A 22,827-nucleotide genomic window follows, 5' to 3' on the forward strand; every position below is an offset into this window, starting at 1 on the left:
GCCGGTGGGTTGGTGCGAATTTCGTGAGAATCCAACACAGAGGAAGTTATACATGAAACTGCTACACAAGATTCAATTTGCGACAGTATTGATGCTCGCGACGATGTTCTCCCACGCGGCGCACCATGAGGGTGGCCATGACGATATGCCCGGCACAATCGTTGAGATCGCTGCAGGAAACGGTGATTTCTCCACGCTGGTAGCGGCAGTAAAAGCAGCAGGCCTCGTGGACGTGCTGTCCGGTGAAGGTCCTTTCACGGTATTTGCACCGACTAATGATGCCTTCGCCAAACTCCCCGAAGGCACGGTGGAAACACTGCTCAAGCCCGAGAACAAAGACCAGCTGGTCGCTGTGCTTACCTACCACGTCGTATCGGGCAAGGTAATGGCAGCCGATGTCGTGACCCTCGACAGCGCCACGACGGTGCAGGGCGAGTCCGTGAGCATCTCAGCGAGCGACGCGGTCGTCATGGTGGACGGTGCGACGGTCGTAATGACGGACGTCGAAGCGTCTAACGGCGTTATCCACGTCATCGACACGGTCATTCTCCCCGGTTCTTAATAGCCGTCGAAAATCGCCGCACGCCAGGCAGCGTGCAGGTTCACCTGGCCCACTGTTCGTGGGCTTTTTTTTGCCTGGGATTTACCCATGGTGGTAATGTTGTTCACCGATTGGACGACGAAATGGGCGGCGAAATGGGTGGCGAAAGCGGCGACGAAAGCGGCGACCGTCACTGCCCTGATCGCAACGGGGGCAATAGCCGGTATCCACCGGCAACAGGCAGTATGCGCTACCGCCGGATTGGCTGATTTCTGTGCTTATGGAACACACAGGGAGTTTCTTCATCATGAAAACCACATTGGCTTTGTGCGTACTGCCGCTCCTCTGCGCTTGCAGTAAGCAGCAGGTCTACACAGCCATACAGGACAACCAGCGTTTTGAATGTAGCAAACTGCCGGAGGCACAGGCTGAGAAGTGCATGAGTCAGTTTGACACCAGTTACGAAGAGTATGAAGAAGCCCTCCAAGGCGTAGACCGTGAGCGACGATGAATTCCACGGGTGCCGCGTTACACTTCCCGACAAATCGTGACTCTGACTACACAATCATGCGCCCATCTTTCTTCCCTGCCTTCCCTGCCTTCCCTTTCTTTCCTGGATTCCTTTTTTGCCTTTTATTGACTGGCCTTTGCTTCAGCTCAGTAGCTCTGTCCCAGCCGTCGCTGCAGTTGCCCCTGCGCAGCATTGGCCCGGCAGGTATGAGCGGCCGTATCACCTCCATCGCTGTTAACCCCGGCAACAAAAATATCTGGTACATCGGCTCGGCGTCCGGCGGTCTCTGGAAAACGGTGAACGCCGGTATCACCTTCGATCCTGTTTTTGACCGTCAGCCGGTGCAGTCCATTGGCGCCGTGGCCATCGCCCCCTCGGAACCCGACGTGATTTACGCGGGCACGGGGGAGGGGAATCCCCGGAACTCCCAGTCCAGCGGGAATGGCCTGTATAAAAGCATCGATGGTGGCACCAGTTGGACCCATCTGGGGCTGGAGCAGAGTCGCAATATCCATCGTTTGATTGTGCACCCGGATAACAAGGATATTGTCTGGGCCGGCGTTTTGGGCGATCCCTTTAATCCCAGTGACGTGCGCGGCGTTTACAAATCCGAGGACGGTGGCCTGACCTGGGCCCGGGTCCTGTACAGCAACGACCGCAGCGGCGCGGCGGATCTGATTATGGATCCCAAGAATCCCGACAAGCTTATTGCGACCCTCTGGGAATATCGCCGCAGTCCCTGGGATTCCGCCTCGGGTGGTTCCGGCTCGGGTCTCTATGTAAGCCTGGATGGCGGCGATTCCTGGTCGGAAGTTGAGGAATCTGCGGGGCTGCCGGCAAAGCCCTACGGCAGGATCGGCGTCGCGATTGCGCCTTCTCAAACTGATCGCGTTTATGCGCTCATCGAATCTCAAAAGAACGCGCTCTATCGTTCTGATGATGGCGGTATCTCCTGGACGATGATCAACAGCGAGACCATCGGCAGTCGGCCGTTCTACTTCTCTGAACTGCATGTGGATACACAAAACCCCGATCGGGTGTACAACCTCTACTCCCGTCTTGCACGGTCCGAGAACGGCGGTGAGGCCTTTGAGGTGATCGAGGATTGGGGCAGGGAGGTTCATGCCGATCACCACGCCTTCTGGATCGACCCCGATGATTCAAGTTTCATCATCGACGGTACGGATGGCGGTTTGTACTGGAGTCGTGACCGGGGCGAACACTGGCGCTTCGCAGAGAATTTACCCCTGGGGCAGTTCTATCACATCACCGTTGACGATGAGGTGCCGTACCGGGTTTATGGCGGGCTTCAGGATAACGGCACCTGGTATGGCCCCAGTGAGGTGTGGAGCCGCGCTGGTATTCGCAACAGTTACTGGCGGGAACTGGCTTTTAACGATGGTTTTGATGTGGTGCTGGAGCCGGAACGCGGTCCCTGGGTGTATGCCCTGTGGCAGGGTGGCATGCTGGTGCGCGTCAATCGCGAAACGGGTCAGCGAAAGACCATTATGCCCGTGGATGAAGGCGAGCCCCTGCGCTTCAACTGGAATACCGGGATAGCGGCAGACCCGTTCCAGCCCGGCACCCTGTACATCGGTAGTCAGTTTGTTCACAAGTCCACGGATCGCGGCGCCTCCTGGTCCAGGCTGAGCCCCGACCTGACCACCGATGATCCTGCCAAACAACGACAGCAGGCGTCGGGGGGGCTCTCCATCGATGCTACCGCCGCCGAGAATCACACGAGCATCACGGTGATTGCACCCAGTAAACGGTCGGAGGGTTTGCTCTGGGTGGGCAGCGATGACGGCAAGCTGCATCTTACCCGCGATGGCGGTAAATCCTGGACCGACCTCACGGCAAAGCTGAAGGGGGCGCCGCCCGCGGGCTGGATCAAGCAAATCCTGCCGTCCAGCTATGCGGCGAACGAGGCCTTTGTGGTCATCGACAACCACCTGCAGGGGGATGTGCGGCCCTATCTGTTTTACACCCGGGATTACGGGGCGACCTGGGAGAATCTTCTGGAGAACCAGGCGCTGCCGTCCTACGCGCTCTCCTTTGTGCAGGACCCCGTGGAACCCCGCCTGATGTTCCTGGGCACGGAATACGGTCTTTATGTCTCCCTGGACGGGGGGGGAAGCTGGGAGCAATGGCTGGAGGGTTATCCGTCGGTATCCACCATGGATATGACTATCCAGCGGCGCGAGGGGGATCTGGTTATCGCAAGCTTTGGGCGCAGCATCTGGATTCTCGACGACCTGACGCCCTGGCGAGCCCTGGCGGCAGACCCGACGCTCAGGGACGAACCTTTGCAACTTTTTGCACCGCCTGCCACTTACCAGCCGGTCATTGATCAGGCACCCGGTCAGCGCTTATCACCGGATCATCTTTTTGCGGGGGACAACAATGCGAGGGAGGCGCTCATCAGCTTCTGGGTGGGGGATCCATCTATTAAATCTGTATCCTTCACGGTGTCCATCGAAGGGCAGCTCGTCAGGGAATGGGAGCAGCCGGTGGCGCAGGGGATGAACCGCACAAGCTGGAACTTGCAGTGGGCTGGTCAGGCGATTTACGGGCCGCTGATGAGTCCGGTGTTGGAACAGCCCCTGGCTGCGCCCGGTCGCTATCAGCTGCAAATGACGGCCGGCGAGATCTCGCAAACACGGGATCTCACGCTCCTTGCGGATCCAAAGGTGAGCTTTGACGCCGAACACTACGCTGACAATCTGGCATTCCGGCAGAAAATCGAGTCTCTCCAACGCCAGTCAAAGGATGTTTTGCAGGTATTGGAATGTATGGAGTTGCAGCTGACCGGCATGGAAGGGAAGCTTGCGCCGTCGGCCGTTGCGGATCTTCAGCAAGATATCGTGGATGTCTGGGAACTCATAGATTTTCGGGACTTTCAGGGGGTGATCAGTGATTCAGACCGCTTGTCCCACCGCTTGAATCAGGCGTTTTACTATACCCATTCGCCCTACGAAGCTCTTACGAGCAATGATCGCAACTTGGGGCAGTCCCTCGAGAAGCAAACCCAGCGCGTCCTGGAGGCTTTCAGCAGTCTCGTGACGGAGGCATGGATGCCCCGGACGGGGGCTCTTGATCTCTCGGATGCCGGGGCGGCCGGCGACCGCTGTTGTATAGAATCGGGGGACTTAAAACACCCAGCTGTGAATCAGTCTGCCCGGTGCAAGCGTGAATAGCCCCGCGACCACCAGGGCAAGGACATAGAGTCTGACCATCACTTTGCGGTGGGTCTGCCAGTCCCCGCGCCGCGCTGCCAGCCAGCCCTTAGGGACACTATAGGCAACCACAATGCAGAGCAGATGAATGGGGCCGAAGTGCCCAAGAACGGTGGGACCCAACTGAGCGGGCAGGGCGAGGGCAGTGCCCGCCGTGAACAGCATGAGTAATAGGTAGGAACGCCCCAGCATTCGATGTAACGGCGTGCCTTTCTTCAGTACAAGCATCGTTGTGCCAAGAAGAAATGCCGCGCAGACCGTGATGAGGTGCGTGAAGACAATCGTCGTGTAATTCAATGTGCCAGTCTCTCCGTTACGGTGTCTTAAGTCTCAATCCACCTCAATCCCTCAATCCCTCAATCCCGCAGAATCGCCAGGGCGGCAGCCGCACTGTCCAGCTGGCTGTCCCCCAAGGCATTGGTGAGACGCGCCCCCAGTTCATTAACGGTGGTGAGCGCCTCGTCAAGGCGGCTGCGCCCCGTCCTGGTGAGGGCAACGAGACTCACCCGAGCGTCCCGTTCGCTGACGTCTCGTTCCACCAGGCCTATCTTCTCCATGGGCTTCAGAAGTCGGGTAACCCCCGATGCCGTGCGGCCGATGGCACTGGCCAGATCCACCCGGCGCATACGCTGATCGGGGGAGGAGGCCAGCTGATAAAGCACCATGAATTCCACGTAACCGATGCCATGTACTGCGCCAAGACTGTGGTCGATGCGTGCCGAAAGGCGTTCGCTGGCGAGCCATAGCTCCACCAGGGTTTTGCCTCGAGGATTGAGTGTTTTCATAGTGGGTCTCCTTAAAAGAGTACATGATGCGTGATATATGCTTGATTAGTCAATGATAAATGAATGATTACTCCGGTATTATTGAAGTTTCGGTATGAGTGCTTACTAATCCCCATGGGTATGCTTTGCCAGCCCTGGGAGGAAATCGCCGCGCGGTGTATCCTTTGCCCATGAGCGAAGAGCCCAATAAAACCCCCGTGACGCCGGATTTTTCCCTTCATCACGACGATGTGCAGATGGATGCTGTGCGGGCAAGCGGAGCGGGCGGCCAAAACGTCAACAAGGTGTCTACGGCGGTGCATTTGCGCTTTGATATCAATCGCGCACGGATCCCCGAGCGGGTCCGTCAGAAGCTTCTGCGTAGCCGCGATAGCCGTATCAGCGACGACGGCGTGCTGGTGCTCAAGGCGCAGCGCTTCCGTACTCAGGGAAAGAACCGCGAGGACGCCATAGAGCGCCTGGTGGAGCTCCTGCGGGAGGCGAGTTTTGTGCCCAAGGCGCGGCGCGCCACCCGGCCGACGCGGGCGTCCAAGGAGCGACGACTAAAGCGAAAAGATATAAATAGTAAAAACAAGGCCTTACGAAAGAAACCGCAAGTTGATTAGTGGCTTTGGGGCGGGTAAAGTCGCTGCCTTCTCACAACCTCAATGGACTGACTGATGCCCACACCCCGTAACCTGGATCGCCTGAACGCCAATCTTCCTGTGTTTATGAAGCTTTTTGATGGGAAAGTTGCTGAGTTTGATGTCGAGGATGGAACAGCAACGCTGACCTTTACCGTCGGTGAGAATCTCTGTCACTCCGGTGACGTGGTGCAGGGAGGCTTTGTCACGGCCATGCTTGATGCGGCTATGAGCCATGCGGTCTTTGGCTACGATGACACGGTCGCGAATTTGTCGTCCCTTGAGATCAGCACGCGATATCTCGAAGCCACCCGGGCTGGCTTTCTCACCGCCGTCGGTCGTATCGTGCGGCTTTCTCACAAAACCGCGTTTCTGGACGGCCAATTGTTCAACGCCGACGGCCATCTCCTGGCGACCACCCAGAGCGTCGCAAAGATCTACCGCAAGGCAAAGGAAGCATGACCGCCGGCTGCGCATTGTGGATCTCAGGCACTGACGCTTGTGTGCGGTCGCTTTAACGTCAGTTCTACGCCGGGCCTCCAGGCCCTGCTGGACAGCCTCGGGGTGAACCTCGTGCTGCCCCCGCCGACCTTCAACGTAGCGCCCACGGAATCGATCTCGCTGCTTAAACACGATGAAGATGGGGCGGTTGTGCTGACATCGGCCCGCTGGTGGCTCACGCCCTCGTGGTCAAAGGAGGTCAGTCAGAAATACGCCATGTTTAACGCCCGCAGCGAGGGTTTAAGCAAAAGCCCGGCATTTAAAAAGCCCTTTGCGAGCCAGCGCGGCATCGTGCCCATGTCTGCCTTCATCGAGTGGCGCGGCAGCAAGGGCGACAAGCAGCCCTGGCTCATTAGCAATCAGGAGGAGTCTCTGGCTATCGCCGCCCTTTGGGATCTGTGGTTTGGTTCCGTCACCCCGGGCACGGAGGAGGGGCCGCTTCTATCTTGCACCCTGGTGACTACCGCCGCCTCGGAGCAATTCAAGCCCTGGCACAGTCGCATGCCGCTTATGCTCGCGGACGGGGATCGGGAGCGTTGGTTGGACAACAAAGCGGCTATAGCAGCCGATGACCCAGTCTTTCAGCCCCGCCTGCGCGAGCCCCTGCATCTTGTGCCCATTAGAGGGTCGGCAACGATTCTGACGAAATCCTCCAAAATGTGCCTTAACCTATTGTATTTAAATTATTTTGGCGTTGTAGCTCATGGGTGAAACCTGCCGTTCAAAATCAAGCGTATAATCGCCAAATCGGTTGATATGGTCCGTGCGGTATGGGGCCAATCCTTTGAGAATATCGTGATCAATATGATGGCCGCGATCCTTGAGATCTTTAAGGGTTAACGTCATCGACTCCACATTGTGAAGAATGACCAGGTTGGCCACCAAATGGTTATATTTGATCACCTTCCGTTGCTCGTGGCGGATATTCTCGGCGATCACCCCCTCGCCGCCGAAGAATAGCCATTTCACGAACTGGTTGAATTCTTCCGTTTTGTTCGTTTCCGCATGAATGGTTCGCCGCAACTCCACGTTGCCAATGTAATCCAAAAGAAAGGTCGTCCGAACAACCCGCCCCAGTTCCCGGAAAGCAAAGTAGAGTTTGTTCTTGAGGCTTGCGGTACCCAAGCGCCGCAGTATCGTGGAGGGTGCGATCTTGCCAGCCTTGATCGATAGCGCCACCCGGAGCATGTCGGGTACATGTGTTTCAATCAGTTTCCAGTTGACGGTTTCGCTGAATAAGGCATTGATGTGCTCATACCGCTGGCGTTTGTCAGGCTTGTAGAACACCAGCTGCTTCAGATTCCGGATGCGGGGCATCAGGTTGATACCCAGCAGGTAAGCCAACCCGAAGACGGGCGCACTTTGCGCCTGAGTATCGCCATGCAAGGTGTCAGGCTGGATATCGGAATCGTTTTTGATCAGCCCGTCAAGGATGTAAATGGCCTCATAAACGCCGCAAGGGATGAAGTGGCTGAACAGCGCGATGTATTTGTCGGAGACGTGGTAGTAGCCCACCCCGCCGTAGCCACCGTACCGTATGTGGTATTCCGATAGCAGATTCTGTTCGTACAGATTCCATTTTGTGCCATCGGCGGCAGCCCGCTGGCCAGTTCCCCAGTGTCGCGGCAGCCGGTAGCGGTTGTAGGCATTGATAACCTGCACAATGGCCTGCTCCAAGCGCTCTTCGGTGACGTGCCGCAGGTTGAGCCAGGACACCTGCCGGCGATTAAGTGTCGTGATGGATCGGGCGGTCTGAGTTGGCCCGAGATTGCAGCCATAGCAAAACAAGGTCGAAACAAAGCGGGTACGTGGGTCTTCCAGCTTGCTCTCAAAACCGGAAAGTGGTCCAAAGCGTTTGTGGAGCCCCAGCCATTTTTCGGCTTCCACCAGGATGTCGAGAATATTCTTTTCGGGCAAATTCTGGGATAACTGTTTGTCAATTTCGGCCAGCCCATCGGGAGGCGCTGTGCGACGGTGCTTCCGGATCACCAGCTCTTCACCATTGAAGACGGCGTATTCATTCTCCGGGAAGTTACGGTCAATGCGGTCCGCCGTTTCGCTCAAGCGTGAGCGGGCCTGCGCCACAAAAGCGGCTGGGTCGGATGCGATATCAACCATCGCACTGTAGTCCGCTATTTGGGCATCATAGACACTCCAATCCACGAGCTGATCGCGGTAGTCGCTGTACTGGTCGCTATTCGCGACCGCGAGATCGCCGGAAATCAGTTCACGCTTCACCTGCGTTAGTACGCCCAGCTCGAAATACTTCCGGTAGACCATACCGGGCAGTAGCTGGCTTGACCCGGACCCCAATATGAGACGGCGCCAACGCTCCGGTAGCCAGGACACGTCGACGGGTTGAGTGCTGAGCACAAGGCATTCCTTGCGGCTGTGCCGGTGCTTTTTCAGAGTCGCAATCGCCTCAATCAAGGATTGATCGTGGCTGGTTGCCGTCAGATCCAGTAGTTCAAGGCAATTGAATAGCAGGGGGCGTAACGGGCGATAGGGTTGCAGCATAAACGGGATGAAGTTATTGCCAGCATAGGCCATGTGTTCCTCACACTCGGCCAGTAATTCATCAGGGTCGCTCTGGATGGCAGCCGCCACTCGGGCACCTCGCTCGGAATCCGTCGGCGCTTCCTGAACGGCGGTCAGCACGTCACGCAGTTGAGCGACCAGTTTGTCCATCCGTTTCATGTGATCCAGATGATACTGGTTCAGGTTGGCTTCCGCCTTAGTCTTGATGTTGCGCATCTTGCGGACAAAAATGTCGACGGCATCGTCCATTGCGCGACGCAATTGGGCATGGACCAACAGAATCATCAAGGCATAGCGTTTGGTGCTTTGCATAGCCTTGATGTTGGCCGCGCCAAGCGCTCGTGCTTCCAGTATGAAGTGGTGATACTTGGCGGCTGGAATGTGATCAACAGCGGGCAATCGTTGACACCAGCCCTGAAGCCATTCCAGGTGCTGAAGATACTTCTTCACTTCCGTATTGGTCGGCTTTTTGGGTTCCTGTTTCAGTTTATGCCAACTGGTATGAGATGAATCGTCTGGCACTTGCAGCAGCCGGTCAAATTCCTGTTTTTGCTGCGCCGTCAAACCCGCACTGAGCGTCCGAAAGTAACCTGTATTAACCGTGCTGCGAGCCTGACGCGCGGACCGTTGCAGCGTTGAAAAACCCGGCAGTTCAAAACGCTGGCGCACCAGCTCTTCGATCACCACATTGATAATGTCCGCCAGATCTTGCTTGGTGGTTGCCGCTTCACGCGCCAAGTCCCTCACGATAGCCTTGCCTTCGACGGTAAACGCCTTGATGCCCACCTGTTGACGAATCGCGTCCAACATCCGCTGACGGGCGCCACCATTGCGGTCGTATTCCCTGAGCTGGCTCAATGGGACGGGTAAAAGGTCGTCGCAGGCCAGGATATGCGCTGTGATGGGCCGCGGGACCGTTTTGAGATTCACGAAGTAGCCTAAGCGCTGAACCGTTTTCAGGAGAATTAACAAGGCACCACGAGCAGCGGGTGTTCGGCCGTGCTTTCTGGCAAAGGCACATTCTTTGGCGGTGGGTGTATAGATTTCCGCCAGTTCCTGTTCAGAGACGTCCGCCTTCAATCGCGGATAGGCGGTTTCGTGGAGGCCACTCATGTACGGACCTTTTCTATCAGTGCCCCATGATGAGGTCTTTCCGATTAAATGAAGAACTCCTGATGATAGTGCTTACAATGATCAGGGGCGTCGGTAGGTGCTGCGAAATGGCTGAATCAGCATCTGATCCAACCGGAGGTCCCGCGGCTCTCGAAAATCCTCGATGCCGATGACCATTCCAATATGGCCAGCGGCAGGTTTATCCCGATAGGTGCCAAAAAACCGGTCCCACCAAGGCAAATTAAAACCAAAGTTGCTATTTGTCTCTTCAGGAACAATCGAATGATGCACGCGGTGCATATCCGGCGTGACCACCAACCGTCTCAACTTTTGCTCCAGCCCTTGAGGCAATCGTACGTTTCCGTGGTTGAACATTGAGGTTGCATTGAGAATCACTTCGAAAATCAGTACCGCAATCGCAGGTGCTCCCAGCGCAACCACGACGGTGATTTTAATGGCCATGGAGAGCACAATTTCCAGAGGATGGAAACGCAGGCCCGTCGTTACGTCGAATTCCAAATCCGCATGGTGCATACGATGCAAGCGCCAGAGCCAGGGCACTGCATGAAAGATGCGATGCTGAAAGTAGATTGCGAGATCAAGCGCGATCGTCCCCAAAAGGACTGACAACCAAACTGGCAGATTGGCCAGATTTAACAGTCCCCACGCCTGCTCATTCGCCATCACCGCCGCTCCGACGGCGGCCACGGGAAACAATAGCCGAACCACCAGGGTATCCACCACGACCATCAAGAGGTTATGTGGCCACCGTTGCCGGCGAGTGTAGCGCTGGTCGCGACGTGGCGCGGCGGCTTCGGCAAGTATCATGACACACAGAATGCCCGTGAAGACCCCGAGCCGTATGACCACCTCATTACCGAGCACGACTTTACCGTCTATCCTTGATGATGGTTGAAATAGCCCTGAGTGCCTTGTTGGGTCATGGCCTCGGCGATGCGGCCGATGGCCTGTGTATAGGCCGCAGTCCGCAGCGTTATGTTATCTTCCTCCGCCCGGTCGAAACAGGCGGCGGCCTCGCGGGCCAGGCGTTCGGTGAGGCGCCGATTGACTTCGTCTTCGGACCAGGTATCACCGATGCGATTCTGCACCCATTCCAGATGGCTGACGATCACACCGCCGGCATTGACCAATACATCCGGTAGCACTTCGACGCCGCGTTTGGCTAGTTGATCATCGGCCTCATTACTGACGGGCCCGTTGGCGATTTCCAGGATCGTGGCGGCGTTCACGGTCGCGGCATTTTGCTCGGTGACGGCGTCCTCCAGTGCGGCTAGTACCAGTACATCGACATCCATCGCCAGCAGCTCGTCGTTGGTCAGTTGCTCGACGTCGGCTTCCTGGCAGATCGATTCATCACAGTAAACCATGCCCTTGAGCTCCCGGTTTTTGTGTTTATGGCGCCAGATCGGGTCTGGATCAAGTCCGTCAGCGGCATGAATGGCACCCTGGGAATCCGACAGCGCGACGATCCGATAGCCGCGCTCGCGGGCCAGTCGGGCGAAGTGATAACCGGCATTGCCGAAACCCTGGACCGCCACACGGAGTTCTTCAGGGGTTTTGCCGCGGCGCTCGGCCCACAGATCAAGCACCTGCAGCGCGCCACGTCCGGTGGCCGCGGTGCGTCCCCTGGAACCGCCCAGCCCTAAAGGCTTGCCGGTGATGGTGGCCGGTACCTGACGGCGTTCGATCTGGGCAAATTCGTCGGCCATCCAGCCCATGATGGTGTCGTTGGTGTTGACGTCCGGTGCCGGGATGTCACTGTTCGGCCCGATAAGGTCATGAAAAGCGCGGATATAGCCACGCGACAGACGTTCCAGTTCCAGTCGGGAGAGCGCCTTGGGATCGACCCGAACACCACCTTTGGCACCGCCGAATGGCAGGTCCACCACGGCGCACTTGATGGTCATCCAGAAGCTCAGCGCAGTGACTTCTTCCGAGCTCACGTCCGGATGGAAACGGATGCCCCCTTTGCCCGGCCCACGCGTGTCGTCGTAACGAATGCGCCAGGCCGGAAAGAATTGCAAGGCGCCGTCGTCCATGCGGATCGGGATGTTGATTTGTACGGTTTGCTGCGCCTGGGCCAGACGCCTGCGAACGTCCTCAGGGACGTCAAGTTGGTCAAAAATCCCGTTCAGGTGACCGTCGTCACCGAAGCTTTGGTCGTTGGAATGACTCATGGTTGTGACTCCTTATCGAACCCGAAAAAGTGTTTTGCGATGTCTTATGATTCAGCTTCCCGATGCAAGTGGGTTGTGCGATCGTCCGTTACGTGCTGATAGGTGAACGTGTAAGTCGCACAAGATTCCCCGCGATCCGTGTTGCTAATGTCTTGGCGCGGTCTGCGCTCGGCCCTGTAAAATCTGCGTTCACGGTCTCCCGAAACAGCTCCAGCCAGCGCTCAAAGTCATCTAGCTGCAAAGGGTGTTGCTCGTGCAACGCCAAGTGGCGGGCGACCATGTTGCTCTGGTAGCCGTCGCGTTCGCCGAGCAGCAGCTTGCACCAATAGGCGCGGATACACGGCAGGTGCGTTCTGAGGTCAATTTCTGCCACATCCAAGAACAGCGGACGCAGGCGATCATCGGCCAGGACCTTCCGGTAGAAGGCGTCCAGCATTTCGGCGATAGCCTCGGGCGAGTCTAGATCGCGCGGCGTTGACTGCATTTCAAGATCGGATCGCTCAGGTTATAGAACAATGGCATACAATGAACGCGCAGCATGGAAGACAACGGGACAGGAGGCCGTCCGTCCTGACCTTTTGGGTAATAATGCGCTACGTTCTTCTCCAGCTGTTTCCAGGGAATCAACGTGTCCATTCGTTCGAGAAAGATTTCGCGGCGAATTTTGCTCTTCTTGGTCTGGTACTCGGCTTCGGAGAGGGTTAACTGGTTCATGGCGGCAACGATCCTATGCGGTTGACGAGAGCTATATTATCGCCTATGTCGAACACTTCAATCAGAGTCTTCAGAGTTTTAAACACCCTTACTCTGTTTTCTCCAATTGTCTATGGAGTACAGACCTCCGCCAGTAATTATTAACACCATGTTTATCCCGAATAATGGAATATCTTTCATAAGCAAATGTGCCTGAGGAGAAGTAATGCCATGCATCGCAGCGATATTCCAAACACCGACAATAATCATAATAATCATTAATGCTTGTGCTATTGAAGCAAGTCTTGTGAACAGGCCTAAGAGAAGCATTACTCCAGTTATTATTTCGGCTATTGCCAGAATAAAGATGAAATGCGCCGGACTCATGGGTAGCAAATCAATTACCCAGCTTTTACTCACCATCGCAACTCTCGGTTCAGGATAAATTAGCTTGGGAACGATGCCCATCCAAACCCACAATAGGCCAACAATGACCCGGAGTATAAGTGGTATGTATTTCTCTTTACTTAACAGTTGATTGTCGAAATTCATTTAGTTTTCTCCAGCTATTATGTAAATGTAAACTCGCGTGATTAGCATCTGACATACAGTGGGCCGCGATCCATACCGGATACGACACCGGACCGTTACTTGCTGAAGGCCCTTAGTAGTCGGCTCAGCGACAGCACGAACAGGCCGGTCAGCGCGATACCCACGATTACCCAGTGCTCCCCGAGAAAAGCGCCGGCGCTCGTGCCAGCCAGCACGATGGCGAGAATCGGCAAATGACAGGGGCAACTGAGCACGGCCAATATCCCCCACAAGTAACCATTGCGCGACCGGGATACTTCTGTCGGTTCGCGCTCATTGTTCGTCATAAACCACCTCCAATGCATTGAAGAGTTACGACTCCCTGCAAAAGCCCAATTCGGCCACTGTCCGGTGCCACCTCAACTTACGGCCCTTTGAGAGCGCTCAACTTCACTCCATGCGCCGCCTTGGTGAGTGCCTGGGTGCAGCGATTCAGTGCGGCTCTTTTAACACCAATCGTGTGTTGTATTTGCCGTTCGACGGCTCGGCACTGCCGTTCATCTCCGCTATCCAGCGCCTGTATAAACTCGGTAATCTCGGGTAGACCGAGACCGGCTTCACGACAGGAGCAGATTAACTTCAGCCGTTCCAGGCAGCTGTCATCGAATAAGCGAAAACCAGCTTGGGTAGTACTACAGGCGTACACCAATCGCATATCCAGATAAGTCCGGATCTGATGCACAGACAGGCCACAGAGACGGGCCGCCTCGGAAATGACGTAGCCTTCTGTTTGTGGCCCCGGCCCACGTTCAAGGCTGGGTTTTACCATTCGAGTGTTTACCGTCATGCTAGTGGCTTCTTGCCCTGTCGAGTATAAGGTGCGCAATCCGCTGACCCAGTTCGAAACCTTCCTGAACACTCACAATGTTCGCGTGCGGTTTATCTCGGCACCAGGCCTCCCCGGCCTGTCGAGAGGCAAAGAAGAGGACGTCGCAACAAAAGGCACTTCGAATGTCTCCCTCTGCGGCCACCGAGACTAAAGAGACGACCGCGTCCTCCGGCTGGAGCAAAAGCACCCCCTGTGGCGTAACCGTCAAGGTGACCGGTTTGTTGGTATGCGGACAAGGCGATTGAACCTGCGCATGTTCGTCAATGACGATTGGAAACATCAAAGCATCAAGTGCACACCAGGTGTAGAGTGTCTGGTCGTTTACGACAAACGCATGCGGTGTTTCACGCAGTGTGATGCCGTAGCCGATCAGCCGTCCCTGGCCGTCGTACTCGATGGTCCCGCAGGGCAGTTTTTCCAGCACCAACTCTGCCTCATCAGTCGTCCAGTTGAGCGACTTCGCGAGCCGCTCAACAGTGACCGGTTGTCCCAGGGCAAGCTCGCGCAACAGCGTCACATGAAGCGCGGCTTCCCTTTCGCCGGTCAGACCCAGCCGTTCCACGATCTCATCCATGTTATACATTGGCGGCACCGTCTTATCCCGCACAGCACGACAATTGCTTCACGTCCTTGGTGAAGGTTTGGGCACAGAGCTTGAGCCCCTCCACCATGGTCAGGTACGGGAACAGCTCATCGGCAATGTCGTTCACGGTCATACGCGCACGCAGCGCCATGACGGCCGTCTGGATCAGCTCACCGGCTTCGCCCGCGACGGACTGGACACCCAGCAATCGTCCGCTGCCACGCTCAGCGACCATCTTGATGAAGCCCCCGGCATCGAAGTTAACCAGGGCCCGGGGCACGTTATCGAGGGTCAGGGTGCGGCTGTCGGTGTCGTATCCCTGAGCCTGGGCCTCCGCCTCGGACAGACCGACGGTGGCCACTTGTGGATCGGTAAAGATCACCTCGGGCATGGCGCTGAGGTCGAGGCTGGCGTCACCGCCGGTCATGTTAATGGCGGCCCGACTACCACCGGCGGCGGCCACGTAGACAAACTGGGGCTGGTCGGTGCAATCGCCCGCGGCATAGATGCCCGACGCAGTGGTTTGGAGATGTTTGTCAATCTGGATCGCACCGCCCTCGGTGGCAACGCCGATGGCCTCCAGGTTGAGGTTTTCGGTATTGGGTGTGCGACCACTGGCGACCAGCAGTTGCTCTGCCTGTATCGTGCCGGCGTTGGTCTGTATGGTAAACAGCTGACCGTCGTGGCTCACTTCGCTGGCCTGGGTCTGCTTGAGCACCTCGATGCCCTCACGACGGAAGGCCGCTTCCACGGCTTCACCCACCGCCGGATCTTCCTGTGACAGCACCCGGCTGCGGGCCAGAACCGTGACCTGGCTGCCGAGGCGTGCAAAGGCCTGCGCCAGTTCGATGGCCACCACCGAGGCACCGATTACGACGAGGCGCTCGGGAATGTGATCCAGTTCCAGCGCACTGGTGGAGGTGAGATAGGGAGTTTCGGACAGCCCCGGAACGGGTGGTTCGGCGGGTCTTGCGCCCGTGCCGATAAAGGCCCGGTCAAAGCTCACCGTCTGTTCGCCGCCGGCGTTGAGCGTCACCGTCAGCGTGCGCTCGTCCACGAACCGCGCCTCGCCCTTGAGGACGGTAATCGCGGCATTGTCATTGAGAATATTCTGGTACTTGGACTCGCGCAGTTCCTCCACTCGTCCCTGTTGCTGAGCAAGCAGCGCCGGACGATTCACCACCGGCGCCTGGGCGCTCAGGCCGTCATCAAACGGGCTTTCCTGGCGAAGGTGGGCGATGTGAGCCGCCCGAATCATGATTTTAGAGGGCACACAGCCAATGTTGACGCAGGTTCCGCCAATGGTGCCGCGTTCGATCAGTGTCACCCGGGCACCGCGTTCAGTCGCCTTCAGGGCGGCAGCCATGGCACTACCGCCGCTGCCAATCACAGCAATGTGCAGGTTGTCGTCACTCATAAATGTTACTCCTTAGTTGATGGACTATCGCAGCAGGCGTCGTGTTTCTTCTTGCGCCAGACGGCATAACAGGTCAGGCCAATAAATAAGACCAGTGCGGGCAACAGCACGTAGTCGAGATAACCGGTCAGGGCAGCCAGGCCTAACGTTCCTAGCAAAACCACCAGTATCGGCGTGAAACAGCGCGACCAGCACGGTGCAAATGATGCTCACCCGCAACAAGGTTTGGGGTTCGCATGGTTACTCCTGTTTCGCCTGGGGCTGTTTCAACGTGGACGGGTAACCCGCGTTAGTCGTGGCTTGAGTCAGCGCCTCAACGGAGGTTTTCTCATCGTCGTAGGTAACCGTCGCATCACGTTCCTCATATCGGACATCCACAGCGCTCACGCCGTCGACCCGCTTTAGGGCAGCTTTAACCGTAATCGGGCAGGCCGAACAGGTCATGCCTGGAACGGATAAGGTCACCGTTTGTTGCGCAGCCAGGGCAGGCAGGCTGAACAGCGTAAACAGTACGGCAGCAATCAGGGACTTTTTCATGGTGTAGTGCCTCTCAGTCAACATAGTGGATCAGGTTTCAGTAAAACAGCGGTAAGACGAAGGGGAAAGCCAACGCAGTCAGAATGAGCAGCGCGACGATCCAGAAAACGACCTTGTAGGCCGTGCGCACTTGCGGTACCGCGCAAACATCGCCCGGCTGGCAGGCCCCGACAGGTCGATATATCCGGCGCCAGGCAAAGACCATCGCCACCAGTGCCGCACCGATGAACCAGGGCCGATAGGGTTCCAGGGCGGCCAGGCTGCCGACCCAGGCACCGGAAATGCCCAACGTGATCAAGACCAGGGGGCCAAGACAACAGGCAGACGCCAGAGCAGCGGCAATCCCTCCTGCGATCAGCGAACCGCGACCGGATTTTTTGGACTCTGACATTACGATGGCTCCTTTCTAAAAATGGGTGACTGAGGTAAGGTTACTCCCGTAGTCAGCTACGGAATCAACCCCTATGTCCAAAAAACAACACTCAATGACCATTGGAGCCCTGGCCAAAGCCGCCGGTATGGGAGTGGAAACCATCCGCTATTACCAGCGCCGGGGGTTAGTGGCAGAGCCTGAAAAGCCCTATGGAAGCATCCGCCATTACGACGATCAGGCGTTGGCCCGCCTGCACTTTATTCGAACGGCCCAGTGGCTGGGGTTCAGTCTGGATGAAATCGGAGGGCTGCTGACACTGCAGGACGGTACCCATTGCGATGAAGCACGGGTATTGGGCGAGCAAAAACTAGCCAGTGTGCGGGCGAAAATTTCAAGCCTGCGACGCATCGAGCGTGCGCTGGACGGGTTAGTGCAGGAATGCTGCGCTCAGCGTGGGAATGTTGAATGCCCATTAATCACATCGCTCCAGGATGGGCTTGAAAACTCGGCTTTTACCTGATTAAAGAACAAGACAGTCCGTGAACGAGGCGTACACAAAATTAAGGGCTGAAGGGAGGTACGCTAACCTCACCAACCAAAAAAAGCAGGGCCTCCCGAAGGGCGAGACACTAGGCATGGCGCCCACTCGCCCTGCGATTGACAGCTACCTTTGCTATTATTACATTTAGTTACACCCTTATATCTTTTAGCGTTTTTCGCAAGATTGAAATTCATGCTGTTCCGTCAGTTCTTCGACAAAACATCCAGCACCTACACCTATCTCATTGCGTCCGGCCGGGGTCGAGAAGCGCTCATCATCGACCCCGTAAAAGAGTCGACGGAGGCCTATCTTGGGTTAATTAATCAACTTGATCTTAAGCTTGTCCGGGCGATTGATACCCACACTCATGCTGACCACGTCACTGCCCTTGGTGATCTGCGTGACGCCACCCAATGCGTCACCATCATGGGTGAATTTACTAACGCGGAATGCGTATCAGAACATGTATCGGAAGGTGATCGAATTGATATCGACGGCATTCGGTTGGAAGCCATTTACACTCCGGGTCACACTGATGAATCCTTCAGTTTTTACTGGAATCAGGGCGACCAGAAGGCGGTATTCACTGGCGATGTGTTATTGATTCGCGGTAGTGGCCGGACTGATTTTCAGGGCGGCGACCCACGCAAGAGCTACGATTCTATCGTTAACAAACTGTTCCGCTTACCTGACGATACGTTGGTATATCCAGCGCATGACTACAAAGGAATGCTGAGCTCCTCCATCTACGAGGAGAAGCATTACAACCCACGTCTGGCGGGCAAATCGGAAGCCGAGTACGCCCGGATCATGAATAATCTTAACTTGCCCGACCCCAAACTGATGGATGTTGCCGTGCCTGCAAATCTGGCATGCGGAAAGCAACCGTGACGTTTGTAAGCATGGATTGTTACCCAATGGCGCAGCACTCTGCATTGAGTACTGAGTCCGGCCTCGATCGTGCCCTGGCGATAGCGATCCTTGCTGGCATTCTCGCCGGTCTCTTTTTGGATAAACCCAGCCGCTATGAGCTGACATAAACTTATTCAGAAGTTCCCTGAAATTAAAGGAGATATTCGATGGATATCAAACAACTTGATGAGCGCTTTAGTGTAACGGCGCAACCTGGTATTGACGATATTGAACAACTGGCAAACGCGGGTTTCCGCACGATTATTGCCAGCAGAGCTCGAAATGAAACGGACGACCAGCCTGATACCCAAACCCTGAAAAACAAGGCAGAGTCCCTGGGCATGACGTGGTACGAAATTCCAGTCGAACCGGGAAAGTACGCCCCTGAGGATATCGAGGCTTTTGCCAGCGCTTTGCAATCATCCACGGACCCGGTTCTCGGCTATTGTCGCACCGGGAAGCGCGCCATCCACTTGTGGGCCTATGCCAAGGCGGCTCACTATCCGATCGCGGACCTGCTCAGCCAAGCCAGCGCAGCCGGCTATGATCTGGAACCACTGCGGGACGATCTTGAGATATATCGGAATCGGATGGGTCAGAAGTGATCGCGAGATCGTCCCGTTAAAACTGGCCTTAAAATGTCAAAATGCCTTGGTGCCATCCGAGGGCTCACGAGCATGACTTTGTCGTTGATGATCGTCACATCTACTGGCCCAAATAAAAAGGACGCGCCACCCACTGGATAACGCGCCCCACAGTGCTTTCCAGGCTCTACAACTCGCCGGTGTGATTCGCCCCAACGGGGTTGCCGAACTCAAACGCATCGAGCTCGCGGTTCAGTTTCGGTACCGGCAAAGTGAATGCGCTGGGAGGGTTCACGGGCGCCGTACTCCTGGCCGGCTTCGCTCTCTTCATGGTGGTTGAGAGCATTGATCGCTTTATCCATCCGGTCACGATTTCGTTCAACGGCGCTATTTTCGTAGCGATCATCGGACTAATCGTCAACGGCGTGTCGGCATAAATTCTTGGCGACCACCATGACCACAGTCATGCCCACCAGGAAGACGATTCACACCACTCTCATGACCATCACGACCACAACCGCCGTGCGGCCTATTTCCACGTGTTGGCCGATGCGCTCACCTCTGTATTGGCCATCGTGGCTCTGCTTGCGGGTAAATACGCCGGGTGGAACTGGATGGACCCGGCAATGGGTATCGTCGGTGCCATTCTCATTACCCGGTGGTCTTGGGGATTATTGAAAGCCACATCGCGCGTGTTACTCGATCAACAGCAAACCGGTATCCAGCAGGGCGTTAAACGAGCGGTAGAATGCGGCGATACGCGCGTGAGTGATCTTCATGTTTGGTCGATTGGGCCTAACTTGTATGCTGCGATTGTCGCGGTCGTTACCCATGACCCTCAGCCGCCCGGTCATTACCGCGATCGTATCCAAACGGATAACGCATCACTTGTGCATGTGACTGTGATAGTCCATACCTGTCCAATGCATTGCGAACTCTCTCAGGATGGGTAGCCAACCACTGTCATACTAAACATTAATCGGAGCCCTCGATCAGGCTAGCAACTTTGGCCAGCAGGGTGCTTGCGGCGTTGTCCGTAAACTGCTGCCCTTCCTCGATGTAGCCCCGCACCGTCCCGTCATGCTTCCAGCCGCCCTGACGCTTGATCTGCGCAAAGTCGACCTTCTCCCGCGCGGCGGCGGTGGATAAACCGCGCCGGAAGCTGTGACTGCTCAGGGTCGGCACGAAGTCCAGGTCGCAGGTTTCCCCGAGCGCCTTCAGGATACGGTTCACTGACCCGCCTGAGAGGGCTTGGGGTTGCAACCGATCCCAGCGATTGACGGCTCGAAAGACGGGTCCTTCGTGAATGCCCGCGCGCTTTAGCCAGTTTTCGAGGGCACTGACCGGGCAGACCGGCCCGTTGCCCCGAGGCAGGGCCCGCTTTAGCCCCTCACCGTGAGGATCCGTTTTCGAGCGCGGCAGAGTCACCACAAGCCCTTCCGGCTCCCACGACAAATCCTCCACTTCAATAGTCACCAACTCACTGCGGCGAAACGCCCCAAAAAAACCGACCTGCAGCAGGGCCCAGTCGCGATGCTTCTTGAGCGAGTCAGGCTGCTGCTGGAGTGTTTGCAGAAAGACGGCAATGTGTTCGAGGCGCAGCGCCCGGGCTTGCCGTTTCGGCCGACCATGGACGCGACGAATCCCTTCCAACGTTTTGCGCACGCCAGGGTCCCGAGCGGGATCACGCAATCCCTGAGTCTGGTGCCAGCGCCCCAGGGCCGTCAGGTAGACATCCAGCGTGCGAGGATTAAGCGCGACTGCCTGGTCGGACAGGTAGGCCGCCAAGGTCGCCGGCTGTGTCGGTAGACGTCCGCCCCAGCGCTCAAAGCTTCGAATGGCCGCACGGTAGGTTCGGCGCGTGTTGTCCGTGGTGGCCATGTGGATGTACCGATTAGCCGAATCGGCTAACAGGGTCTTTTCCGTATTACGTAATGTGGACCTGGTGGTGGGTTTTGGATCCATGATCACTCCAATTCGAGGCGTGCTCTCAAGAGCCGGTGGTGTACCGGTGTTACAGGGGCAGAATAGAGCAGACCACACTCTAACGCACGTTAATACGCTTTAACGTGCGTTATGGGTATTAAATTAACTTTGTTAATTATCTCATAAATAACGTAATATTACATATCACGTTATATGATAAAAATGAGGCATGTCATGGCCCGCGCCGGAATTACCTACCAGGATGTCGCCAACGCTGCGCAACGCGTCCGCCAACGCGGTGACGAGCCCACTGTCGACCGGGTGCGATCGGAGCTCGGTACCGGCAGTCGCAGCACTCTCGGGCCAATGCTGAAACGTTGGAAAACAGGCAGCGAAGCCGCAGCGGATCTGAACGGACTCCCGGCTGACTTGGTGGCCGCCGTGAAAGCCCTGCATGAGCGAGCTCAATACGCGGCCGATGAACGTATTACGCAGGAGCGCGAAGCGCACCAGACGCTGGAACAGCAATGGCGCACCGAGCTGGAAGAGGTGCGGCAGCGGTGCGAGTCACTGGAAGAGCAACGCTGCGGGCTGGAGAAGGCCAATGAAGCGCTTCGCAACGAAAGCGATGCCCAGGCCCACGCTCTGCAACAGGAACAGCACCGGGCGGCCTCACTCACGTCCAAACTGGAGGCAAGTCAGGAGAAACTCAGTGAGACCACTGCAACCGTCCAAGAGATGAAGCAGGAAAACCGCGATATCCGCAGCCATTTCGAGCACTACCAGCAGGAGATTGCCGAGGATCGCCGTCATGAACGGGACCAGTTCCACAGGACCCAGTCAGGGCTGGAGGGTCAGGTGGATCAGCTGACGCAGCAGCTCCGCTCCAGCGAACAGGACCGCGACACGCTGAGACAACATCGCGACCAAATAAACCAGCGCTATGAGGCCAGTCAGGATCACGCTGAAAACTTGAAAGAAAAGTTGCACGCGAGCCAGGCCGTCATAACACAATGGGCAACGCGAACAGAAACGCTGGAAGCGACAGTCGACCGCCTCCAGCTGGAGCGAGATAGCGACGCCGAACACCGGGAGAAGCTTGGTGCGGCCCTAACGGATTCTGAAAAACATCTCGCGGCCTGCCAGCAGCGGATCTCCGACCTCAGAGAGCGCGTGGCAGCGGCTGACGACCGAAACCAGTTCCTCAACGATCAGAATCGCGAATTACTGCAGGAAAAAGCTGTCCTCCAGGGTCAGTTGAAACAACTACAAACAAGCCTGGCTAAATAGCCCGCTATTGTCTCGGCCTGATCATCCCTGAGAGTTGCGAGTAATGCCAATCGCGCAAGGAGAAGTTTAGATGTCTACCGTGACCTTTGGCAGGCTGCGAGCTGCGGCAAAACGCATTCAGCATGATGCGCTGACGGTTTATTTTGTGGCGCGAGACTCGAATACCCCCATAGTCGTTCGGCTGCTTGCGCTCGCAATCGCAGCGTACGCCATGAGTCCAATTGATCTCATTCCGGACTTCATACCGATCCTGGGCTATCTTGACGACATTATCTTGGTCCCGCTGGGCATCGTCCTTGTCATCAAGCTGACGCCATCGAATGTGATAGAAGCGAGTCGCTCGAAAGCAGCTAAAGTGGCAACCAAGCCGATCAGCCACGTTGCGGCCGCAGTCGTTATTGGCACATGGCTTTTATGTGCCGCGGCTTTTGGCTACTGGGTGTGGGAATACGGCAGGTAACGCATCGTCTGCACGCGATGAAATAGTTAATTTAGGGCTTGTAAA

Annotated in this window: 29 protein-coding genes and 1 pseudogene; 13 read left to right on the plus strand and 17 right to left on the minus strand. The window is 56.5% G+C overall.

The annotated features are described in order from the left end of the window. Window positions 1-52: 52 nt before the first annotated feature. Window positions 53-562 (plus strand): fasciclin domain-containing protein, encoded by a 510-nt coding sequence (locus KT71_RS09185; RefSeq protein WP_008295696.1) that lies wholly within the window; start codon window positions 53-55, stop codon window positions 560-562. Here KT71_RS09185 and KT71_RS20695 read toward each other — a convergent pair. Continuing rightward, window positions 559-735, minus strand: a complete 177-nt coding sequence (locus KT71_RS20695) for a hypothetical protein (RefSeq protein WP_008295695.1) — start codon at window positions 733-735, stop codon at window positions 559-561. The two genes, KT71_RS09185 and KT71_RS20695, sit on opposite strands and share 4 nt — an antisense overlap. A gap of 113 nt (window positions 736-848) precedes the next feature. On the opposite strand from KT71_RS20695, the gene KT71_RS09190 reads away from it, so the two are divergent. Then, window positions 849-1,052, plus strand: coding sequence for a hypothetical protein (locus KT71_RS09190; RefSeq protein WP_023659517.1), 204 nt, complete (start codon window positions 849-851; stop codon window positions 1,050-1,052). Window positions 1,053-1,258: 206 nt separating this feature from the next. Then, complete coding sequence (locus KT71_RS09195) at window positions 1,259-4,249, plus strand: WD40/YVTN/BNR-like repeat-containing protein (protein WP_202962404.1); 2,991 nt, start codon at window positions 1,259-1,261, stop codon at window positions 4,247-4,249. Here KT71_RS09195 and KT71_RS09200 read toward each other — a convergent pair. Both KT71_RS09200 and KT71_RS09205 read right to left on the minus strand, forming a co-directional pair. Further along, entirely contained in the window at window positions 4,202-4,585 is a 384-nt protein-coding gene (locus tag KT71_RS09200; protein WP_023659519.1) for a DUF2306 domain-containing protein, read from the minus strand. The genes KT71_RS09195 and KT71_RS09200 overlap by 48 nt on opposite strands. A gap of 59 nt (window positions 4,586-4,644) precedes the next feature. Then, window positions 4,645-5,073, minus strand: a complete 429-nt coding sequence (locus KT71_RS09205; protein WP_008295691.1) for a MarR family winged helix-turn-helix transcriptional regulator — start codon at window positions 5,071-5,073, stop codon at window positions 4,645-4,647. A gap of 170 nt (window positions 5,074-5,243) precedes the next feature. Here KT71_RS09205 and arfB point away from each other — a divergent pair, with 170 nt between their 5' ends. From arfB to KT71_RS09220, 3 genes are read left to right on the plus strand one after another with little or no spacing between them, the layout of a single operon-like run. Beyond that, the gene (gene arfB / locus KT71_RS09210; RefSeq protein WP_008295690.1) at window positions 5,244-5,678 is read left to right on the plus strand and encodes an alternative ribosome rescue aminoacyl-tRNA hydrolase ArfB; all 435 of its coding nucleotides are present in this window, start codon (window positions 5,244-5,246) and stop codon (window positions 5,676-5,678) included. 54 nt (window positions 5,679-5,732) lie between these two features. Further along, entirely contained in the window at window positions 5,733-6,158 is a 426-nt protein-coding gene (locus KT71_RS09215) for a PaaI family thioesterase (protein WP_008295689.1), read from the plus strand. A gap of 39 nt (window positions 6,159-6,197) precedes the next feature. Continuing rightward, the gene (locus KT71_RS09220; protein WP_008295688.1) at window positions 6,198-6,908 is read left to right on the plus strand and encodes an SOS response-associated peptidase; all 711 of its coding nucleotides are present in this window, start codon (window positions 6,198-6,200) and stop codon (window positions 6,906-6,908) included. Here the strand turns inward: KT71_RS09220 and KT71_RS09225 are convergent. From KT71_RS09225 to merT, 13 genes are all read right to left on the minus strand, one after another. Continuing rightward, a complete protein-coding gene (locus tag KT71_RS09225) occupies window positions 6,876-9,848 on the minus strand; it encodes a Tn3 family transposase (RefSeq protein WP_008295687.1) in 2,973 nt (990 codons plus the stop codon). The genes KT71_RS09220 and KT71_RS09225 overlap by 33 nt on opposite strands. A gap of 81 nt (window positions 9,849-9,929) precedes the next feature. Then, on the minus strand, window positions 9,930-10,676 hold the full coding sequence (locus KT71_RS09230) for a sterol desaturase family protein (protein WP_218972799.1): 747 nt from the start codon (window positions 10,674-10,676) through the stop codon (window positions 9,930-9,932). Window positions 10,677-10,744: 68 nt separating this feature from the next. Further along, window positions 10,745-12,046 (minus strand): Glu/Leu/Phe/Val family dehydrogenase, encoded by a 1,302-nt coding sequence (locus tag KT71_RS09235; protein ID WP_008295685.1) that lies wholly within the window; start codon window positions 12,044-12,046, stop codon window positions 10,745-10,747. Window positions 12,047-12,134: 88 nt separating this feature from the next. After that, window positions 12,135-12,482 carry a group III truncated hemoglobin gene (locus tag KT71_RS09240; RefSeq protein ID WP_238549467.1) on the minus strand — a complete coding sequence of 116 codons (348 nt, stop codon included), beginning with the start codon at window positions 12,480-12,482 and terminating at the stop codon, window positions 12,135-12,137. Between the two features lie 23 nt (window positions 12,483-12,505). Further along, entirely contained in the window at window positions 12,506-12,760 is a 255-nt protein-coding gene (locus tag KT71_RS09245; protein WP_008295683.1) for a transposase, read from the minus strand. 78 nt (window positions 12,761-12,838) lie between these two features. After that, a complete protein-coding gene (locus KT71_RS09250) occupies window positions 12,839-13,291 on the minus strand; it encodes a DoxX family protein (RefSeq protein ID WP_008295682.1) in 453 nt (150 codons plus the stop codon). Window positions 13,292-13,386: 95 nt separating this feature from the next. Continuing rightward, window positions 13,387-13,617, minus strand: coding sequence for a broad-spectrum mercury transporter MerE (merE, locus tag KT71_RS09255; RefSeq protein WP_008295681.1), 231 nt, complete (start codon window positions 13,615-13,617; stop codon window positions 13,387-13,389). Between the two features lie 77 nt (window positions 13,618-13,694). Next, window positions 13,695-14,117, minus strand: coding sequence for a MerR family transcriptional regulator (locus KT71_RS09260; protein ID WP_023659521.1), 423 nt, complete (start codon window positions 14,115-14,117; stop codon window positions 13,695-13,697). Window position 14,118: 1 nt separating this feature from the next. Then, window positions 14,119-14,742: an organomercurial lyase MerB gene (gene merB, locus KT71_RS09265; protein ID WP_008295679.1), complete on the minus strand. Its 624-nt coding sequence runs from the start codon at window positions 14,740-14,742 to the stop codon at window positions 14,119-14,121. 13 nt (window positions 14,743-14,755) lie between these two features. Then, window positions 14,756-16,159, minus strand: coding sequence for a mercury(II) reductase (merA, locus tag KT71_RS09270; RefSeq protein ID WP_008295678.1), 1,404 nt, complete (start codon window positions 16,157-16,159; stop codon window positions 14,756-14,758). A 5-nt stretch (window positions 16,160-16,164) separates the two neighbouring features. Then, the gene (gene merF / locus KT71_RS20060; protein WP_434780716.1) at window positions 16,165-16,329 is read right to left on the minus strand and encodes a mercury resistance system transport protein MerF; all 165 of its coding nucleotides are present in this window, start codon (window positions 16,327-16,329) and stop codon (window positions 16,165-16,167) included. Window positions 16,330-16,399: 70 nt separating this feature from the next. Next, window positions 16,400-16,696, minus strand: coding sequence for a mercury resistance system periplasmic binding protein MerP (gene merP, locus KT71_RS09275; RefSeq protein WP_023659522.1), 297 nt, complete (start codon window positions 16,694-16,696; stop codon window positions 16,400-16,402). Window positions 16,697-16,733: 37 nt separating this feature from the next. Beyond that, entirely contained in the window at window positions 16,734-17,087 is a 354-nt protein-coding gene (merT, locus tag KT71_RS09280) for a mercuric ion transporter MerT (RefSeq protein WP_008295676.1), read from the minus strand. A 73-nt stretch (window positions 17,088-17,160) separates the two neighbouring features. Here merT and merR point away from each other — a divergent pair, with 73 nt between their 5' ends. The 5 genes and pseudogenes from merR (at window position 17,161) to dmeF (ending at window position 20,059) form a co-directional block, all read left to right on the plus strand. Next, complete coding sequence (merR, locus tag KT71_RS09285; RefSeq protein WP_015077956.1) at window positions 17,161-17,589, plus strand: mercury resistance transcriptional regulator MerR; 429 nt, start codon at window positions 17,161-17,163, stop codon at window positions 17,587-17,589. 213 nt (window positions 17,590-17,802) lie between these two features. Then, window positions 17,803-18,501 (plus strand): MBL fold metallo-hydrolase, encoded by a 699-nt coding sequence (locus KT71_RS09290; RefSeq protein ID WP_008295674.1) that lies wholly within the window; start codon window positions 17,803-17,805, stop codon window positions 18,499-18,501. 26 nt (window positions 18,502-18,527) lie between these two features. Further along, complete coding sequence (locus tag KT71_RS21230) at window positions 18,528-18,650, plus strand: hypothetical protein (RefSeq protein WP_008295673.1); 123 nt, start codon at window positions 18,528-18,530, stop codon at window positions 18,648-18,650. 39 nt (window positions 18,651-18,689) lie between these two features. Continuing rightward, on the plus strand, window positions 18,690-19,127 hold the full coding sequence (locus KT71_RS09295; protein WP_008295672.1) for a protein tyrosine phosphatase family protein: 438 nt from the start codon (window positions 18,690-18,692) through the stop codon (window positions 19,125-19,127). A 200-nt stretch (window positions 19,128-19,327) separates the two neighbouring features. Beyond that, window positions 19,328-20,059, plus strand: a pseudogene (gene dmeF / locus KT71_RS09300) (CDF family Co(II)/Ni(II) efflux transporter DmeF). Window positions 20,060-20,081: 22 nt separating this feature from the next. On the opposite strand, the gene KT71_RS09305 reads toward dmeF, so the two are convergent. Then, window positions 20,082-21,071, minus strand: a complete 990-nt coding sequence (locus KT71_RS09305; protein WP_023659524.1) for a site-specific integrase — start codon at window positions 21,069-21,071, stop codon at window positions 20,082-20,084. Window positions 21,072-21,266: 195 nt separating this feature from the next. Between KT71_RS09305 and KT71_RS09310 the strand changes: the two genes are divergently transcribed. Continuing rightward, window positions 21,267-22,322, plus strand: a complete 1,056-nt coding sequence (locus KT71_RS09310) for a DNA-binding protein (protein ID WP_023659525.1) — start codon at window positions 21,267-21,269, stop codon at window positions 22,320-22,322. 70 nt (window positions 22,323-22,392) lie between these two features. After that, window positions 22,393-22,782: a YkvA family protein gene (locus KT71_RS09315; protein ID WP_008295667.1), complete on the plus strand. Its 390-nt coding sequence runs from the start codon at window positions 22,393-22,395 to the stop codon at window positions 22,780-22,782. Window positions 22,783-22,827: the final 45 nt, after the last annotated feature.

This window comes from Congregibacter litoralis KT71 (genome assembly GCF_000153125.2).
GTDB lineage: Bacteria > Pseudomonadota > Gammaproteobacteria > Pseudomonadales > Halieaceae > Congregibacter > Congregibacter litoralis.